At 67.4% G+C, this 18,536-nt stretch carries 15 protein-coding genes, 1 tRNA gene and 1 pseudogene; all 17 read right to left on the bottom strand.

Annotation, left to right across the window (positions count from 1 at the left end; all coding sequences use genetic code 11):
* Positions 1-6 precede the first annotated feature (6 nt).
* Positions 7-318, bottom strand: a complete 312-nt coding sequence (locus GKE62_RS14535) for an AtpZ/AtpI family protein (RefSeq protein WP_154692863.1) — start codon at positions 316-318, stop codon at positions 7-9.
* Positions 319-470: 152 nt separating this feature from the next.
* Positions 471-1,517 carry a GTPase ObgE gene (gene obgE / locus GKE62_RS14530; RefSeq protein ID WP_154692862.1) on the bottom strand — a complete coding sequence of 349 codons (1,047 nt, stop codon included), beginning with the start codon at positions 1,515-1,517 and terminating at the stop codon, positions 471-473.
* Positions 1,518-1,737: 220 nt separating this feature from the next.
* A tRNA-Ala gene (locus GKE62_RS14525) sits at positions 1,738-1,813 on the bottom strand.
* A 101-nt stretch (positions 1,814-1,914) separates the two neighbouring features.
* Positions 1,915-2,814, bottom strand: a complete 900-nt coding sequence (locus GKE62_RS14520) for a hypothetical protein (RefSeq protein ID WP_230206718.1) — start codon at positions 2,812-2,814, stop codon at positions 1,915-1,917.
* Between the two features lie 162 nt (positions 2,815-2,976).
* Positions 2,977-3,723 carry a Bax inhibitor-1/YccA family protein gene (locus tag GKE62_RS14515; RefSeq protein ID WP_154692861.1) on the bottom strand — a complete coding sequence of 249 codons (747 nt, stop codon included), beginning with the start codon at positions 3,721-3,723 and terminating at the stop codon, positions 2,977-2,979.
* Positions 3,724-3,833: 110 nt separating this feature from the next.
* On the bottom strand, positions 3,834-4,619 hold the full coding sequence (locus GKE62_RS14510; protein ID WP_154692860.1) for a pyrroline-5-carboxylate reductase: 786 nt from the start codon (positions 4,617-4,619) through the stop codon (positions 3,834-3,836).
* A gap of 7 nt (positions 4,620-4,626) precedes the next feature.
* Positions 4,627-5,127: a YbjN domain-containing protein gene (locus GKE62_RS14505; RefSeq protein ID WP_154692859.1), complete on the bottom strand. Its 501-nt coding sequence runs from the start codon at positions 5,125-5,127 to the stop codon at positions 4,627-4,629.
* 174 nt (positions 5,128-5,301) lie between these two features.
* On the bottom strand, positions 5,302-7,365 hold the full coding sequence (locus tag GKE62_RS14500; protein WP_154692858.1) for an SPOR domain-containing protein: 2,064 nt from the start codon (positions 7,363-7,365) through the stop codon (positions 5,302-5,304).
* 114 nt (positions 7,366-7,479) lie between these two features.
* Positions 7,480-9,120 (bottom strand): cell division protein FtsZ, encoded by a 1,641-nt coding sequence (gene ftsZ, locus GKE62_RS14495; RefSeq protein WP_154692857.1) that lies wholly within the window; start codon positions 9,118-9,120, stop codon positions 7,480-7,482.
* 130 nt (positions 9,121-9,250) lie between these two features.
* Entirely contained in the window at positions 9,251-10,573 is a 1,323-nt protein-coding gene (gene ftsA / locus GKE62_RS14490) for a cell division protein FtsA (protein ID WP_154692856.1), read from the bottom strand.
* Entirely contained in the window at positions 10,573-11,505 is a 933-nt protein-coding gene (locus GKE62_RS14485; protein WP_154692855.1) for a cell division protein FtsQ/DivIB, read from the bottom strand. Before GKE62_RS14485 ends, ftsA begins: the two co-directional genes overlap by 1 nt.
* A complete protein-coding gene (locus tag GKE62_RS14480) occupies positions 11,505-12,467 on the bottom strand; it encodes a D-alanine--D-alanine ligase (RefSeq protein WP_154692854.1) in 963 nt (320 codons plus the stop codon). The genes GKE62_RS14485 and GKE62_RS14480 overlap by 1 nt, the downstream gene beginning before the upstream one ends.
* Positions 12,464-13,354, bottom strand: a complete 891-nt coding sequence (murB, locus tag GKE62_RS14475; protein ID WP_154692853.1) for a UDP-N-acetylmuramate dehydrogenase — start codon at positions 13,352-13,354, stop codon at positions 12,464-12,466. The genes GKE62_RS14480 and murB overlap by 4 nt, the downstream gene beginning before the upstream one ends.
* Positions 13,354-14,768: pseudogene (murC, locus tag GKE62_RS14470) on the bottom strand (UDP-N-acetylmuramate--L-alanine ligase). The gene murB and the pseudogene murC overlap by 1 nt, the downstream one beginning before the upstream one ends.
* Entirely contained in the window at positions 14,765-15,949 is a 1,185-nt protein-coding gene (gene murG, locus GKE62_RS14465) for an undecaprenyldiphospho-muramoylpentapeptide beta-N-acetylglucosaminyltransferase (protein ID WP_154692852.1), read from the bottom strand. The pseudogene murC and the gene murG overlap by 4 nt, the downstream one beginning before the upstream one ends.
* On the bottom strand, positions 15,946-17,199 hold the full coding sequence (locus GKE62_RS14460; protein WP_154692851.1) for an FtsW/RodA/SpoVE family cell cycle protein: 1,254 nt from the start codon (positions 17,197-17,199) through the stop codon (positions 15,946-15,948). Before GKE62_RS14460 ends, murG begins: the two co-directional genes overlap by 4 nt.
* Positions 17,196-18,536, bottom strand: coding sequence for a UDP-N-acetylmuramoyl-L-alanine--D-glutamate ligase (murD, locus tag GKE62_RS14455; RefSeq protein ID WP_154692850.1), 1,341 nt, complete (start codon positions 18,534-18,536; stop codon positions 17,196-17,198). The genes GKE62_RS14460 and murD overlap by 4 nt, the downstream gene beginning before the upstream one ends.

Genomic DNA, 18,536 nt, shown 5'->3' with positions numbered 1-18,536 from the left:
CGCGCATCAGTCGGCTTTGTTGAAGCGCACGACCTGAAGGCACGCGCCGAAAAAGGCGAGAAACATCAGGCCGATCATGATCCACGGACGCGTGCCGAAGATGCCGTCCAGCACCCATCCGACGACGATCCCACCCAGCGGATAGCCGACCATCGTCTGGGCGATCTGCATGCCCTGGCCACGCGCGTCGGCGGCCGGGGCGTCCGTCTTGCCCAGCCGCTTGTCCTCTGCGGAGCGCGCCGCCGCAATCCGATCCTCGAGCGAATCGATTGCCGGGTCTTCCCGAACGGCAGGTGCGTCGTTGCGGTCGTCGGCCACGGCGAAAACGGATCCTCATGCGGAGGGGTTGGCAAAGCGAGAGGCGGCCAAGGAGCGACCCGGCCAGCTTCGCCGCCGCCCTTAGGCAGCGGTCCCGCGCGAGTCAACCGCAGTGCAGCATTGTCCGAACGGACAAGGCTACGGCATCGCCGTCAAACCGGCGACCACTCCTCGCCCACTTCGCCGCCGGTGGCCCGCTCAAGGGAGGAGCGCTGCGGCAGGTAGCCGAGCACCGCGTCGAGCAGCGCGGGCACGCCTTCACCGGTCGCGCCGGAGATCGCGAAGACTTCCTCCGCACCCGCCGCGCGCAATTCGGCGGAGAAGCCCGCGACCAGTTCAGGATCGGCGAGATCGACCTTGTTGAGCGCGACCAGCGTCGGTTTCTCGTCGAGCCCGGCGCCATAGGCGGCGAGTTCCCCGGCGACGATCCGCATCGCCTCGGCCGGATCGTCGCCCGAAATATCGACGAGGTGGATCAGCACGCGGCAGCGTTCGATGTGGCCGAGGAAGCGGTCGCCGATCCCCGCGCCGTCGGCAGCGCCTTCGATCAGTCCGGGAATGTCGGCGAGCACGAACTCGCGTGCCTTGTGCCGGACCACGCCCAACTGCGGGCGGACGGTGGTGAAGGGATAGGCGCCGACTTTGGCCTCGGCATTGGTCACCTGGTTGATGAAGGTCGATTTGCCCGCGTTGGGCAGACCGACGAGGCCGGCGTCGGCGAGCAGCTTTAGCCGCAGCCAGACGTACATCTCGGCACCGGGCCAGCCGGTACCGTGCTGGCGCGGGGCGCGGTTGGTCGAGCTCTTGTAGCTGGCGTTGCCGCGCCCGCCGTCACCCCCGCGCAACAGGACCAGACGTTGGCCCTCCACGGCCATATCGGCGATGAGCGTGCGGTCCTCGTCGTCGGCCAGTATCTGGGTGCCGACGGGCACTTCGATGATCATGTCGTCCGCGCCGGCGCCGGTGCGGTTCTTGCCCGCGCCTCCGCCGCCCCGCCTGGCCTTGAAGTGCTGCGAGTAGCGGAAGTCGATCAACGTGTTGAGACCGGGCACGGCGACGAAGACGATGTCCCCGCCCTTGCCCCCGTCGCCGCCGTCGGGTCCGCCGTACTCGACATACTTCTCGCGCCGGAACGCCACCGCACCCGGGCCACCCGCGCCGGAGCGGATGAAGATCTTGGCCTGGTCGAGGAAGTGCATGGAATGTCGCTAGCTTGAATCGAGGGAAATGTCGCGCAACGCCTTCGACAAGCTCAGGCCGAGCGACAGTCGGGGTGTGCCCGTGTGCCGAGAATTGCTTCAACGCGAGCCGAGAATGGCGCCGTTCGAGAACCAGCGCGCAGCGGCCCTATAGGCCGTGAGTACCGGAAGCGCAGAACGGCACCGTTCGCAGTCCGCGATGGAGCAACTATCGGTACACTGGTGGAGCCGAGGGGGATCGAACCCCTGACCTCGTCATTGCGAACGACGCGCTCTCCCAGCTGAGCTACGGCCCCGTTCCAGTGTCCCAGGCGAGGCGGACCCCGCGAAGAGCGCGCGCCTTAGCGAACCCCGCCCGGCAAGAAAAGCTCTTTGTGGCGCGGGTCTTGGCTGGCGATCAGGGTTTGGCGGCGGGCTTGGGAGTGGCCTGCGGGACTGGCTGAACCACAGGTATGCCCGCCGGCTCCTTGGGAACCGGGATCACCGGGATCTGTGCGCCGGTTTCCTGATCGGTCACGACCCCGCTCTGCGGGAGCGTGATGGTCGTCGTCGTCAGCGGATTGCTTTGGCCGACCTGCGGGATGCCCTTCAGGCGAGCTGCCTGAACCGCCACATAGCCCGGCTGCGAGGCGCCATAGCGGGCGCCGTACTGGGCATCCCAAGCCGCGGCATCGCGCTGGTATTGGTCGTAAGCGTTGAAGAACGCTTCGAATGGCGCTTCGAACAGCGGAAAGTTCGCCGAAAGTGCCATCGCATCAGGCTTGGGCATCGCCGCCGCCAAGGCCGCAACCTGCAGCGCCGCCTGGCAGAACCCGGCGCGCGCAGGCGGCAGCGCGAAGAAGTTGTAGACGATGGTCATCTGCTTCTCGCGCGCCTTGATCGCGTCGCGGCCCGCCGGATAGTCGGCGCGGAAACCCTTGTCGATGCGCGCGTTGACCGCCTTGAGCGCTTTCGCGTTGCCTTTCAGGAAAGTGCCGTAGCCGTCGAGGATCGGCTGAAATTCGGGTCCGATGCAATTGAGCGCGGCAACGTTCCAGGCCGAGCGGAAATACCACAGGCGCTGGTCGTCGCTGAGCCCGCGAATGACGGTCAGATGCTTCCCGTCCGGACCGAGCGGCGGCATCACCATGATGTAGGTCGCGCCGGACGGCGGCAGCGGACGATAGGGGATGACTTCGACGGGCGGCGGCGGCGGAGGCGGAGGCGGCGGGGGTGCCTTGGTCGCGCAGGCCGAAAGCAGCACTACACCCAGGATCGTGGCGGCAGCGCGCGCCTGGCGAAACTCGAAGCTGATCATTGAAACCCCAATATCCTCACCCGAGGGCGCAGCAGGGCTGGACCAGCCTGCCTGTCTCTAAGCTTAAGCCTTAGCCCTAGCTGCTTGAGCACGCAAAGAAAATGCCCGGCGCGCCAGGTGGCGCGCCGGGCACGATGTGCCGTGCTCGGCCGAAAGCTGCGCCTAGCGGCGGTCGCCCATGAAGCTGAGCAGGAATTGGAACATGTTGATGAAGTCGAGGTAAAGCGTCAGCGCGCCCAGCACCACTGCCTTGCCCGCGAATTCGGTCCCGCGGACATAGTCGTACTGCTGCTTGAGCTTCTGCGTGTCGTAGGCGGTCAGGCCCGCGAAGATCAGTACACCGAGGAAGCTGATCGCCCAGTAGAGCCCAGGCGATTTCAGAAAGATGTTGATGATCGAGGCCACCAACAGCCCGACAACGCCCATGATCAGGAAGCTGCCCATGCCGGACAGGTCCTTTTTGGTGGTATAGCCAACCAGGCTGAGCCCTGCGAAGGCGGCGGCGGCGGCGAAGAACGTCGTCGCGATCGAGGCCCCGGTATAGACCACGAAGATCGTCGACAACGACAGGCCCATGACCGTCGCGAAGCCCCAGAACAGCGCCTGAAGGGTGGCGGTCGAGAAACGGTTGGCGCCCAGGCTGATCGCGAACACGAAACCGAGCGGCGCCAGCATGATCAGCCACATCAAAGGATTGCGATCGAGCATCATCTGCGCCGCGACGCCTTGGAAAAGCAACGCGACCGCGCCCGAGAGCAGCACGCCCGAGGCCATGTAGTTGTAAATCGAAAGCATATGACTGCGCAGGCCCTGATCGATCGCGCCAGCACGCCCGATCACATCGCCGTTCAAAGTCGGAGACCCGCCGAAGCCCACTTTGGTGGGCTGAGGATCGTTCCAGTTAGCCATTTCAAACTCCCTTCCGGCGCCGAGCAACGACAAGCCGGTGCAGTCAATATCGCGAGTTGGCCCGCCCAATTCAAGAGAATCCGGTATATCCGCCCTTGTCGCAATTTGTATCAGCCGCTGCGGGCCATCTCCGCGCTGCGATCGCGGGCTGCGCGCAAAGTGGCGGCGACGAGCCTGTCCGCCGCGCCATCGCGCTCGAGTTCGTCCAATCCCGCCCGGGTGGTGCCGCCGGGCGAGGCGACCCGCGCCGCAAGTTCGCCGAAATCCGCTCCCGACCGAGCGGCGAGTTCGCCGGCGCCGCGGACCATCGCCAGCGCCATCGCGGCCGATGCGCCCGGTTCGATGCCGAGTTCGGCTCCGCCCTTGGCGAATGCCTCGAGCAGGCGATAGACGAACCCGGGACCCGATCCGCCCAGCGCGATAAAGGCATGGAACTGCTCTTCGTTCGTCAGCCATTGCAGCTCGCCGAGTGCGCCGCCGAGCCGGTCGAGCAGCACCCGGTCGGGTTCGCTCAGGATCCCCGGCGAGGCGAACAGCGCGACAGGTGATTGGCCGAACGCCGCGGCCAGGTTGGCCATGATCCGCGCCACTCGCGCACCTGGAAGACCGGCAGCCAGTTGCGCACAGCTCGTCCCCGCGAGGATCGAGAGGACCAGCGCTCCATCGGCCAGCGGCGCCAGATCCGGCGCAAGTTCGCCGAACTGCTGCGGCTTGATCGCCAACACGACCAGATCGAACCGCGCGGCGGGCGGTTCGCGCACGATCGCCACGCCTTCGGGCGGTGTGGCCAGGGGATCGAGCACGGTGACCTCTGCCGGTGCCAGCACCCTGGCCGCCAGCCATCCGTCGAGCAGCGCCCGGCCCATGTTGCCGCAGCCGACGAGGAGGGTTCTCACGGGCGGATCACGCCTCGCCCTGCGCATCGACCATCGCGCTCGCCAAGGCCTCGGCGGGGGTCTTGTCGCCCCACAGGATGAACTGGAACGCAGGGTAGAAGCGGTCGCATTCGTCGATCGCCGCCTCGATCACGGTTTGCGCCTGCGCGATGGTCAAAAGGCCGTCCTCACCCAGCATGAGGCCGTGCCGATACAGCAAGACGCCACCGTTCGACCACAAATCGAAGTGGCCGAGCCAAACCTGCTCGTTGATCAGGCTGAGCACCTCGTAGACCCCGCCACGCTTGTCGTCGGGCACGCGGATGTCGGGAAGACACAGCAATTGCAGGACGTTGTCCTCGGTCCGCCAGATCGCGCGGAGCTGATAGCTGGCCCAACTGCCCTGGATTTCGCCGAGGATTTCCTCGTCGGAGATGAATTCGTAATCCCATCCACGCGCATCGAACAGCGAAGCGAGCACGTCGACGGGGGCACCGTCGCCATCTTCGATCTCGCGCTGGTCACTCATCGGCACGCCTTGCGGTCTCCTGATCCGGTCTCGCGACGCCGCGCGGCCGGTATTGACGGCTTGGCGTCACCGACGGCCACGGGGCAATCGGGGCCGTTGCTCAGGTTGGGCATAACCCGACAAGCCTGTGCAAAAGCTGTGGACACGCGGGGGACGATACCCCGCACCACGCAGCTACTTCGCCGCCAGCGCGTCGACCGCCTGCCCGGCCGGGCTGGTCCAGACGAACGCGTCGCTGTCTTTCTTGCGGACATCCTTGAGGAACGCCTGAGCCGCCGCCTGAGTTTCGAATGGCCCCGCCAGCAGACGGTTGGTCTGACCCCACGGCGTGGTCCAGGGCTTTTTACCCTTGAAAACGTCGGCCTGCGCCTTGCCAAGCTTGCGCCAATCGAAGCCCAGCGCGCTCTTATCACGCCCGACCCCGAGTTGGACCCAGATCCGACTGGGATGGCTCGGTACCACCGGTTTCGTCGGCTTCTCCGCCAGCTTGAGCGGCTTGCCGGTCTTCGGATCGATGCCCTTCTTGGCCGCCGTCGAGAGCGCGGGATCGGCGGCGGCAATCCGCCGGGTCCCAGTCGGAGCGTCGGGAATCGGCCCTCGCTCGTCCGCCAAAGTCGGCTTTCTGGTCCGAGCCGGGAGCTTGCTGAGGTCGACCGCCTCGACCGCCCGCTGCTCTTCGGCGGGGGGGCGGAAATCGCTGAACACGGCGGCCAGGTCACGGCGCGGCTCGGGCACCGGCGCGGGCGGAACTTGTGGGGGCGGAACTACGGTCGGGGCAGAGATCGCCGGAACAGCAACCGGCGGAGGCAATGGAGTCGGCGCTTGCTCGACCGCCGCCAGTTGTGCGCGCCGCGCCAGATCGAGATTGCTCGCGGCCGCTTGTGCAGCGGTCACCGGAGGATTGACGGAAGGCCCCGAGGTCGGGGCAGCGATCGGCAACGCGGCGCCCGCCGCTGGAGAAAGCGCGAAGCTGGACGGGGGGCCAGCCGGACTGAGCGAAGGCCCCGCCATCGCCGGTCCAGACACTTGCGCGGGGCTGGGAGTTAAGGCCGGAGCCGGAGCTGAGGCTGGAACCGGGGCCGGACGGTAGGCTGGTGGCTGGACGAATCTGGGCGGAGGTAAAGTCGCCGCGGCCACCCGCACCGTCGACACGGGCTGGCGCGGAACTGAAGCCGGTGCCGGAGCTGGCCCGGCCGCAACCGCCGCGACCCTGCGGGTTTCAACCGGGGGTGAACTTATGATGCCCCTGGTGCCGGGATCGCGCTCGGCCACGCGCTCGCGGCGGCGGTCCAGGCGATCGCTCTTGGATTTCCGGGTTTTGGCATCGCTCTTGGCGGCCACGGCAGCCACCGGGACCGGGGGCTTGCGAGGATTGAGAGCGGCGTAGCGCGCCACTCGCGGGTCATCACGGCCGATCTGGGCGGCGCGGGGAAAATGGCCGAAGTTGGCCGCTGCGGCCTGCTGCGCGGGGGTCAGGCGACCCATGTAGCGAAGATAAGGGATCATCGCGGCGGAGAGGTCGCGCGGCATCGTGCCGGTGGCGATTTTTACCGCCTCTTCGGTATCGCCCAGAATCGCGAGCATGAAGGCGCGGGTCCGCCAGGCGGCGGGATCGTTGCGGCGCAATTGGGTAAGGAGCGTTGCTTCGGCACCCTTGCGGTCACCGGCGATCGCCTGGCTGAGCGCGAGGCGGCGGACGATCTCGTCGCTGGCCGGGGCGGTAGCCAGCGCCTGGCGATAATAGCGCTGGGCGCTGAAATTGTCGCCGACTAGATCATACGCCAGCCCGCGATCCCCAGCGAGGGTGCCGTCGCGCGCTCCGGCGCGTTCCGCCGCATCGAACAACGGAATCGCCGCGAACGGGTCCTCGTTCTTGACCAGCGCGCTCGCCAGTGCGGTCTTGACCCTGGGATCGCCCGGCGAAAGCTGATCGGCGCGCCCGAGGAAGCCAAGCGCCGCGTCGTTGTCGCCCAGGGCCAGCGCGGCGTTGCCCGCGTCGATCAATGCCGCGATATCGCGGGGGTTGGCGGCCAGCCGGGTAAGCGCAGCGTTGAGCTGGTAGCTTTGCTGGCTCGGCAGCGGCTGCACAACCGCGTTCGAATATGGCGCGCGGGCGACCGGATCCAGTTCGTCGGCATCATCCTGCTGCGCGCGCGCAGGACCGAACCCGGCGAGCACCGCGGCAAGCGCCAGCGACGCGGTCCAGAGGATCCGTAATTTCCGCGAAACCGCGATCATGCGCTCACTCCCGGCGGCGCGGTGAAAGCCGCGCTCCGCCGCGCCGCCGTCCGATTCAGCGCCGCCTAGCAGGGCCTTCCCGTCGCCCCGATGAACAGGTGTGCAGCCTGCCCGTTACTGATTGTTCTGCCGTCCCAGGAAGCGCGGGATGCTCAGCGATCCGCCGCTCTCCGCAGTATCTTCGTCCGCTTCCGCCTCTTCCGCGTCGGGGCCGGCTTGGCGTCCACCGCGCGAAAGATTGGCCATTCGCTCGAACAGCGTCGCCCCGCCGCCAGACCCGCCGTCGGGTTTGCCCAGCGGGGAAATCCCGCGCGAAACCTTGGGCGCAAGGTTTTCGTCCTCCTCGACTAACCGATCGGCGGTGCCCAGCAGGCCATCATCGACCGACTTGCGCCCAAAGCTAGAGAGCCTCTCAAGCGAAGCGTAGCCGCTGGTCGGTTCCTTGACATCTTGGACCGGGTCTTCCTCGGCGCGGCCCTCGTCGATTTCGAGCTCGAGATCGAGCGCGTCCTCGGCCGCCGCACCGCCCGCGTGCGCAGCGCTTTGGTCGCTATCAGCATCGCCGGCGTCCGGAGTACCCGTGAACCCGCCCTCGGCGCCGGGCAATTCGTGCCCGCTCGATTCCGTCGGAGCCGCCAGCCCTGTATCGGCGGCCTGGTTCCACGATGTTGTCGCGGGAGCCGGTTCGGGCGCGGCAAGGGTCTGCGGCACGACGGACGTCGGTACCGCCGGCCCGCGCGCTGTGCCGGGCAGAGCGTAAGGACGCGAGGCTTCCTGCGCCATCTCGGCGCTCTGCTCGATGCCAGTGGCGACGACCGAGACGCGGATCTTGCCCTGGAGATCGGGGTTGAAGGCCGAACCCCAGATGATGTTGGCATTGGGATCGACCAGCTCGCGGATGTGGTTGGCGGCTTCATCGACTTCGAGCAGCTTCATGTCTTCGCCGCCGATGATCGAGATGATCACCCCCTTGGCGCCCTGCATCGAGACGCCGTCGAGAAGCGGGTTGGAGATCGCGCGCTCGGCAGCCTCGAGCGCGCGGTTCTCGCCGCTGCCCTCGCCGGTGCCCATCATCGCCTTGCCCATCTCGCCCATCACCGAGCGGACGTCTGCGAAGTCGAGGTTGATCAGGCCCGGCATCACCATCAGGTCGGTGATCGAGCGCACCCCCTGCTGGAGCACCTCGTCGGCCAGGCTGAACGCCTCCTTGAAGGTGGTCTCGGCCTTGGCGACCAGAAACAGGTTCTGGTTGGGGATGACGATCAGGGTATCGACGTGCTTCTGCAGCTCCTCGATCCCCGCGTCGGCGGCGCGCATCCGGCGGGTGCCTTCGAACAGGAACGGCTTGGTCACCACCCCCACAGTCAGCACGCCCCTGTCTCGTGCGGCCTTGGCGATGACCGGCGCCGCGCCGGTACCGGTGCCCCCACCCATACCCGCAGCGATGAAACACATGTGCGCGCCTTCCAGCGCGCGCTCGACCTCGTCGAGGGTTTCCTCAGCGGCGGCGCGGCCCACTTCGGGGCGCGACCCTGCGCCAAGGCCCTGGGTGATGTCCGGTCCAAGCTGGATACGGTGCTCGCTGATCGAATTGTTCAGCGCCTGGGCGTCGGTGTTGGCGACGATGAAGTCGACACCTTCGATATCGGCGTTGATCATGTTGGCGATGGCGTTGCCGCCCGCACCGCCGACCCCAATCACGGTGATCCGGGGGCGCAGCTCATCCACTTTGGGTGGGCCGATATTTATGCTCATGAGGGTCTCCCCGGAGGCGGCGCACGACCGCGTAAAACGTTGATTTCAGCTTGGCACGGAACGAATCGGCGACGCAAAGGCAAATTAACCTTTTCCACAGGCGCGACGGGCTTCGGCGCGTCTTCCACCGCTAGAAATACTCCTTCAGCGCACGGACCACCCGGCTCGCTAGCGCAACACCGGTGTACTTGGTGGTCGGCGTATAACTCGGTCCCACGCTGCGGATGTCCACCGGGTCGGCCGCGGCATAGAGCACCAGCCCGGCCAGCGTGGCGAAACCGGGCGTGGCGTGGGCTTCGGGCAGCCCGGTCATCTGCGGCGGCTTGCCGATGCGGGTCGGCTTGCCCAGCGCCCCTTGCGCGAAATCGGCAAGGCCGGGAAGTTCGGCGCCGCCGCCGGTCAGCACGATCTGCTGGCCGCGCTGGCCGGTGAACCCGAGCGCCTTCAATGCCCGCCCGACTTCCTCCATCCACTGACCGAGCTGGACGGTCATCACACTGACCAGTTCGGCGCGCGGAATCCGGTTCTTGTCGTCAGCGTGGCGCGCCACCGGCCCGGCGCCGACCGCGCCGGGTTCGGGATCATTGGGGGCGTTGACGGGAACCATCTCGCGATGGTCGGTCGGGCTGGCGATCGCCGACCCGTGAACGCATTTGAGCCGTTCGGCCTGATAACGGCGAATACCGAAGGCGCTGGCGATGGCATCGGTAACGTCGCCCGAACCGTAGGGGATCGCGGTCATCCCCAGCAGCATCCCACCCATGTAGACCGAGACGTTGGTGACCTCGCCCCCGAACTCGACCAGCGCCACCCCCAATTCGCGCTCCTCCGGCGTCAAGCAGGCGTGCCCCGCCGCGACAGGCGAGCCGACCACCGCCTCGACCTCCAAGTGCGCGTTCTGGACGCATTCGGTGAGGTTGCGGACAGGCGCGCCGTCGGCCAGCATCACGTGGATATCGACCGCGAGCCGTTCGGCATGGAGGCCCTTGGGGTTGGACACGCCGTGTGCGCCGTCGAGCGTGTAGTGCGCGGGCTGGGCGTGAAGCACCATCCGCCCGTCGGGCTGGATCACCTCGCGCCCGGCGACGAGCAGGTGCTCGATGTCGTCGGCCTCGATCCGCCGCCCGCCGATGTCGACCTCGACCCGCGCCAGGGTGCTGGCGAGCCCCGCCCCGGAGCAGCCGATCCATACCGACTGGAGCGAGACCCCGGCGATCTTTTCGGCTCGCTCGATCGCGTCGCGGACCGCATGGGTGGCGGCCTGCATATCGGTGACATAGCCACGCTTGACCCCCTGGCTGGCGCGATGGCCCGAGCCGAGCACGATCATCTCGCCGGTTTCGGACAGCCCGACGATCATCGCCGAAACGCGAAAGCTGCCGATGTTGACCGCGCCGAAGACCTTGACGATCTTGGGTGCGCCGTGGCGTTGCGGAATGGCGCGGGTGGCCATTACTGTTCCTTCGCCGCCGCAGTCTTGGCCGCGGCCGCACTCTTGGCCGCCTCGACCGCGCGGCCCGGCACGCGCAGATAGATGCGGTCGTTGGCGCGCATGTCGAAATAGGCGACCTGGCCGCCGAGCAGACGGTTGACCCCATCGAGCTTGGCGAAGCTGACCAGCGCCGAGGCCGAAGCCTCGCCGCCCTGCGGCAGAGCAAGTACCTGTCCAGTCTTGAAGGTCAGGTTCCAGCGGCGGTTGCCGATCCACTCGGCCTCGCGCACTTGCGGCTTGAGCGCGGGCGCCGCCTCAAGCAGGCGATCGAGTTGGCCGATCTGCTTGCCCGCCCCGGGGCCGTTGAGCGTCAGCATGCCCTTGGCGCGGTCGGGGCTGACTGGTTCCAATTCGTGCCCCGAGGCGTCGATCAAAACGTAGCGTCCCGGTTTCTTCAGCACCGCGCGAGGGCGTCGCTCGACGATGTCGATCACCAGCGTATCGGGCAACTGGCGCGAGACCCGCGCGTCCTCGACCCACGACAACTGGAGCAACTCGGCGCGCAGCGCGGCGACATCGACCTGCGGCATCGCCCGCTCGCGCTCGCCCAGCGCCTTTTCGTAGACCTTGAGCTCGTTCATCCGCTTCACCCCGCGGACTTCGACCCGGCGCACCTCGAACCCGGCGTCGCGGGCAAAGAGCGCGAGCTGGGCGCTGGCCATCGCCGGAACCCCGGCGAAACTCGCCACCATCCAAGCCAGGACCACCGCGCTGCCGAGGATCATCGCGAGGAAGATCTGGTGGAGCCGGGTCTCGCTGACCGGCAGCGCGCCCAGCGCCCGATCGAGCGCGGTGCCCGTCGTCGCCTTGGCCTTGGCCACCTTGGCCTGGGTGGTACGCGTAGCCGCAGCGCGTCTCACGCCCTTGCCGCCACGCCTGATCGTCTGCGCCATCAGCCCCCCTCAGCTCCCGTTCGATCTTCGCCCGCGCCCCCCAGCGCGTCGGCGATGATCGCTTCCACCAGATCGGCGTATTCCATCCCGCAATGCCGCGCCTGTTCTGGCACCAGGCTGAGCGGGGTCATCCCCGGCTGGGTGTTGACCTCGAGGAGGAACAGCCCTTCGATCCCCTGTTCGTCGTCCCAGCGAAAGTCGGAGCGGCTGGTCCCTTTGCAACCAAGCAGGCGATGCGCGCGCAAGGCAATGTCCTTACAGGCCTCGGTGATGGCATCGGGAATCTCGGCGGGGCAGACGTGGTCGGTCAGCCCCTCGGTGTATTTGGCGTCGAAATCGTAGAACCCGGTCTTGGGCTTGAGCTCGGTCACCATCAAAGCGCGATCGGCGATCACCGCGGTGGTCAGTTCCTTGCCGCGGATGAACGGTTCGGCCAGCAGGTGTTCGAATTTCTGCCACGGTCCGGCAACGTCGCGGCCGATCGGATTGCCGTAGTTGCCCTCGGCGGTGACGATCGCGACCCCGACAGACGAGCCCTCGTTGACCGGCTTGAGCACATAGGGCCGCGCCAGCGGATCGCGTTCGTAGAGGTCTTCGCTGGCGACGATCCGCCCGCCGGGCATTGGAATGCCATGCGGGACCAGCGCGTGCTTGGTCAGCTCCTTGTCGATCGCGATGACCGAGGTGGCAAGGCCCGAATGGGTGTATCTCAGCCCCATCAGGTCCATCATCCCCTGCACCGTACCGTCCTCGCCGGGGGTGCCGTGGAGCGCGTTGAACACCACGTCGGGCGCGGCCTCGGCCAGCCGCGCAGCGACGTCGCGGTCCATATCGATCCGCGTCACCCGATGCCCGCGCGATTCGAGCGCATCGGCGACGCCGTTGCCGGACATCAGCGAAACCGGGCGTTCGCTGGACCAGCCGCCCATGAGGACAGCGACGTGGAGTTTGGGCAGGTTCATTTCACACCCACCCGCTGAATTTCCCACTGCAGTTCCACGCCCGAATTGTCCTTCACCCGCCGACGCACCTCGTCGCCCAGTCCCTCGATGTCAGAACTCGTCGCGGTACCAGTGTTGATCAGGAAATTGGTGTGCTTCTCGCTGACTTGTGCCCCACCAAGGGTCAGCCCGCGGCAACCGGCCTCGTCGACCAGGCGCCAAGCCTTGTGGCCCTCCGGATTCTTGAACGTCGAGCCGCCAGTCTTGCTGCGCAGCGGCTGGCTGGCCTCGCGGCTGGCGCCGATGCGGTCCATCTCGGCCTGAATTTGCGCGGGTTCGCCGGGCCGGCCGCGAAAGCGCGCGGCAGTGACGATCGCACCATCGGGCAGTTCGGAGTGGCGGTAGGTATAGGCGAGTTCTGCCGCCGGCAGCGTCACCAACTCGCCCGAGCGCAGCACGACGTCGCAGTCGACCAGGATGTCCTTGACCTCGCCGCCATAGGCCCCGCCGTTCATCCGCACGAACCCGCCGACGGTGCCGGGGATCGAGCGCAGGAATTCCACCCCGGCGATGCCGTTGTCGCGCGCGGTGGAGGACACGAGGATGCCCGAAGCCCCGCCGCCGCAATCGAGTGTGGTGGCGTCGCGCGCGGTGACTTTGGCGAACGCCTTGCCTAACCGGACAACCACCCCTGGAACTCCGCCATCGCGGACGATCAGGTTGGAGCCGAGGCCGAGCGCCATGACGGGGGTTGCAGGGTCGAGATCGCGCAGGAAGCCTTGCAGATCGGCCAGGTCCTTGGGCTCGAACAGCCATTCGGCGACGCCACCCGACTTGAACCAAACCAGCGGGGCGAGTGGGGCCTTGGGGGTGAGCTTGCCCGCTACCCGCGGAAGCGTATCGGCCATCACGCCGCCCTCGCCCCTTCCGCGCGCACCGCGTCGGCCAAGCCGGCAGCCCACTTGGTGATATCGCCCGCGCCCAGACACACGACGGTGTCGCCCGGCTCGAGCGTCTCGGCCAGCGCTTGAGCCAATTCCCCCGGCCCCGAGATCGCCGCAGCCGCGCGATGACCCCGCGCTTTGAGGCCGCGCACCAAAGCGTCCGAATCGATCCCCTCGATCGGCGTCTCGCCCGCCGGATAGACCGGCGCGGCATAGACCACGTCGGCATCATTGAAGGCGCCCTGGAAATCGTCCATCAGATCGCGCAGGCGGGTGAAGCGGTGCGGCTGAACCACCGCGATGACCCGGCCCTTCACGCCTTCGCGCGCTGCCGACAGTACCGCACGGATTTCCACGGGGTGATGCGCGTAGTCGTCGATGATCGTCGCGCCGCCAACCTCGCCGACTTTGGTGAAGCGCCGCTTGACCCCCCGAACTTGGCGAAACCCGACTGGATCACCGCGTCGCTGCAGCCCATCTCCAGCGCCACCGCGACCGCGGCGAGCGCATTCTGAACGTTGTGCCGTCCGGGCATCGGCAACTCGATCCCCTCGATCCGCCGCGTCATCCCATCGCGCTGACGGACGACGACGTCGAAGCGGTTGCCGCCCGGCTCCGGAGTTACCGCATCGCCGCGGACGTCGGCCTGGGCCGAAAAGCCATAGGTCGTCACCCGCCGGTCGCGGATCCGGGGGATGATGCCCTGGACCTCGGGGTGATCGACGCAGAGGATCGCGACGCCGTAGAACGGCACGTTCTCGACGAATTCGACGAACGCTTCCTTGATCCGGTCGAAGCTGCCGTAGTGATCGAGATGCTCGGGATCGATGTTGGTGACCACCGCGATCGTGCCATCGAGCCGCAGGAAGCTGCCGTCGCTCTCGTCCGCCTCGACCACCATCCATTCGCTCGCGCCGAGCCGGGCGTTCGAGCCGTAGGAGTTGATGATCCCGCCGTTGATCACGGTCGGATCGATCCCGCCTGCATCGAGCATCGCCGCGATCATGCTGGTGGTGGTGGTCTTGCCGTGGGTGCCGGCGACGGCGACGGTGCGCTTCAGCCGCATCAACTCGGCCAGCATCTCGGCGCGGCGGACCACCGGGATGCGGTGTTCGAGCGCGGCGGCGACTTCGGGGTTGGTGCGGCGCACCGCGGTGGACGTGACGACCACCGCCGCGCCCGCGACGTTCGCGGCGGCGTGACCGATCATCACCTTGATGCCAAGCTTGCGCAGGCCTTCGACGACATAGCCCTCGGCAATGTCCGAACCCTGCACGGTGTAGCCCAGGTTGTGCATGACCTCCGCGATCCCGGACATGCCGATCCCGCCGATGCCGACGAAGTGGATCGTCCCGATGTCGGTAGCGACTCCCTTCACGCCACCGCCTCCTGACCGGTCGTCTGGGCGGCCGCGCCCTGCTCCACCCGGATCACATCCATCAGCGGCGCGCCGCCGAAGCTCTCGACCAGATCGGCGAGATCCCGGACCGCGCGGGGCAGGCCGCAGTTCCAGGCGCCGTGCGCGGCGTTCGCCAGGGTTTCGGGCTTGAGCGCCATCGCTTGGATCTGCTTGGCCAGTTCCTTGGCGGTGAACCCGGTCTGGCGGATCGCCCGCGCGCCACCGGCGGCAACCATCTCTCGCACATTCCATGCCTGGTGATCATCGGTGGCGATGGGCAGCGGCACGAGGATCGCGGGGCGCCCCGCGGCGGTGAGCTCGGCGATAGTCGAGGCGCCGGCACGGCCGATAAACAGGTGGGCGTCGGCGAGGCGACCGGCCATGTCTTCGAAATAGGTGCCCAGCTCCGCAGGGATACCGTGCTCCGCATAGCGTCTGCGTACCGCGTCGAGGTCTTCGGCACGGCACTGCTGGGTGACTTGCAGGCGATGCCGCAGGTTGGGCGGGAGCATCGCCAGTCCGTCGGGCACGACTTCGGACAGCACCGACGCGCCCTGGCTACCTCCGGTGACGAGGACGCGGAACAGCCCATCCTCGGTGAATGCGGGATAGGCCTCGTCGCGCAGCGCGAGCACTTCGGGGCGCACCGGATTGCCGACGAGGTGGACCTTGCTGGCAAGCTTGGGGTCGAGGCGCTGGACCTCGTTATAGGCGGTGGCGATCGCATCCACCCGTTTGGCGAGGAAGCGATTGACCCGGCCGAGCACCGCGTTCTGTTCGTGGATCACCGTGGGGATCCTGGCCGAACGCGCGGCGAGCAGCCCCGGCAGCGCGGGATAGCCGCCGAACCCGACCACGCACGACGGCTGAAAGCTCTCGAACAGGCGCAGCGCCATCCGCCGCCCCTCCCAGATCGCCCGAGCCGCGCGCAGCCAGCCCAGCGGGCCTCCCTTGAGTTTTCCGGCGCCGAGCCGTCCGGCCGGCAGGATGTGCGCGGTGAGCGCCTCGGGCTTGCCCGGGATCGCCGCGCCGCGGGCATCGGTGATCAGCGCGACGTGATGCCCGCGTGCTTCCAGTTCCTGCGCCAACGCGAACGCGGGCAGAATGTGGCCGCCGGTGCCACCCGCGGCCAGAACATAGTGACGCGATGCGCCGGTCATCGCCGGATCGCCTCCGCAAACGGCAGTGGCGGGCGCGTCGTGTCGCGGGTCAGGAACGGATTTCGCCGGGTGATCGCCAGCAGGAAACCGACGCCCGCGCACAGCGCGATCATCGAACTGCCGCCGTAAGAGATCAGCGGCAGGGTCATCCCCTTCGAGGGGAAAAGCTGGAGGTTGACCATGATGTTGATGAACGCTTGACCCACCAATTGCGCTGTCAGCCCGGCGGCGGCGAGGATCGTGAACAGATCGTCCTCATCCTGCAGCCGCAGCAGCACGCGCGCAGCGATGACGGCGTAGAGCAGGACTATGATCGCGCAGGCGATCAGCCCAAATTCCTCTCCGATCACGCTGAAGATATAGTCGGTGTGCGCCTCGGGCAGCGCCATCTTCTTGACCCCCAGCCACAGCCCGGTTCCGGTCCAGCCTCCGCCCAGCAGCGTCTTTTGCGCCAGGTCGACCTGGTCGAACGCGGTTCCGCCAGAAAAGAAGCTGTCGATCCGGTGGGTGGCGTTGGGGTAGAAGAAATAGGCCAAGACCACGAACACCATCAGCCCGGCCATCGCCATCCCCACGCGCTGGAGCGGCAGGCCCGACAGCAGGACCAGCACGAACCACACCCCGCCGAACAGCATCGTCGCGCCGAAATCGGGCTGGATCATCAGCAACGCGGCGACCACGCCCATCAGCCCGGTGGCGATAGGGATCACCGGCAGGTTGGGATCGCGCACCCGCCAACTCAGCACCCAGGCCACCCCGACGGCAAAGGCGGGCTTGAGGAATTCGGACGGCTGGAACGAGAACCCCAGGTTGATCCAGCGCTTGGCGCCATTCACCTCGTGACCGATGATGGGAACCAGCAACAGCGCCGCCAGCATCGCTCCACACATCAGCACCGCCACGCGCCGCGCGGCCTCCTTGGGCATCAGCGAGCAGCCGACCAGCGCGATCAGCCCGAGCGACAGCCAGCGCAAGTGGATCCAAAGGAAATGGAGATCGTCGAGCTTCACCGCGTGGGTCGACAGCCGGTGGGCGCTCGCGGGCGATCCCGCGGCGACACCGACCACCCCGATCAGCAGCAGCGTGGCGATCAGCCCCAGCAGCACGCGGTCGATCTCGCGCCACCAGACCATCAGCTCGTTGCGGCGGGTGCGGCGATAGCGTTCACCCGGGCCGACGACGCGCACCGCACCATCGCGGCCGATCGTCGGGACCCCGCGCGGGGGGTTGCTGCCGGTGGCGGCGTTCATCCGTCGATGCTCCCGGAGTGCGGCGCGTTTTCGGCGACCAATGCGGCGACGATGTCGCGGAATGCATCACCGCGCGCCTCGAAATCGCGGAACTGGTCGAAGCTGGCGCAGGCTGGCGACAGCATCACCACTTCGCCTGGCCGGGCCGCGCTCATCGCCTGGCGCACGGCGTCGCAGAGCATTTCGCTGCGTGAGACCGGAACCAGCGGCTCAAGCAGTTGGGCGAACCGCGGCCCGGCCTCGCCGATGGTATAGGCGGCAGCAACGTGGCCGATATAAGGCAGGCACTCGTCGAGGTCGTCGCCCTTGGGCAGGCCGCCAACGATCCAGTGTATCCGGGGATAGGCGGCCAGCGCAGGCGCGGTGGAGGCGGGATTGGTGGCCTTGCTGTCGTTGACGAAAAGCACGCCGCCGTGCGTTCCGACCAGTTCCATCCGATGCGACAGGCCCTTGAAGCTGGCCAGCGCCGGGCGCCACTGGGTTTCGCCAAGCCCAAGCAATTCTGCGATTTGGACCGCGATTGCCGCGTTCTGAAGGTTATGCGGGCCTTGCAGCGAAGGCCAAGCGGACTGGCCGCTCAGAGTGCTGGGATCGACGATGTGCACGAACTCGCTGCCCCGCTCGGCCGCGCAGTCGCGCGCCACATTCAGGGTATGGGCATCGCCGCAGCCAAACACCGCATGCTGCGTCGCCCTCTGCATGCCGAAGAGCCGGGCCTTCGACGCCATGTAGCCAGCAAAGCCGTTGTAGCGATCGAGGTGATCGGGGCTGAGATTGATCAGCGCCGCGATATCCGCGCAGAGGCTGTGCGTGAGGTCGATCTGGTAGCTCGACAGTTCGAGGACATAGACCCCGCCCGCTCGCAACGGCTCCTGACCCAGCACCGGCAGGCCGATGTTGCCCCCCATTCGCACCGGTATGGCAGCAGTCTTGCACAAATGATGCACCAGCGCGGTGGTGGTCGACTTGCCATTCGTCCCGGTGATCGCGACGACGCGATGCGGCGGCAGGCTCGGGCGGGCCTGGGCGAACAGTTCGATATCGCCGATCAGAGGCACCCCGACGGCGCGGGCGGCGTCGGCGATCGGATGGCGGTTGATCGGCACCCCGGGCGACACGACCACCCCGTCATAACCGGACAGATCGATCGTCAGCGGGTCGGCGAGCTGGGCCAACGGATGCTCCTTGGCCTCGACCAGCATCCGCGCTTCCTCGCGGTTGTCCCACGCAGACACGTGCGCGCCGCTGGCGAGCAGGGTCTCGACCGTCGACAGGCCCGAGCGCGCCAGGCCCAGGACCGCATACCGCTTTCCGGTAAAGGCGCCCGATACGATCAC

The organism is Novosphingobium sp. Gsoil 351, assembly GCF_009707465.1.
In the GTDB taxonomy this organism is placed as follows: Bacteria; Pseudomonadota; Alphaproteobacteria; order Sphingomonadales; family Sphingomonadaceae; genus Novosphingobium.
The sequence above is the reverse complement of the archived record's forward strand: the minus strand, read 5'-3'. Positions and strand labels throughout refer to the sequence as shown.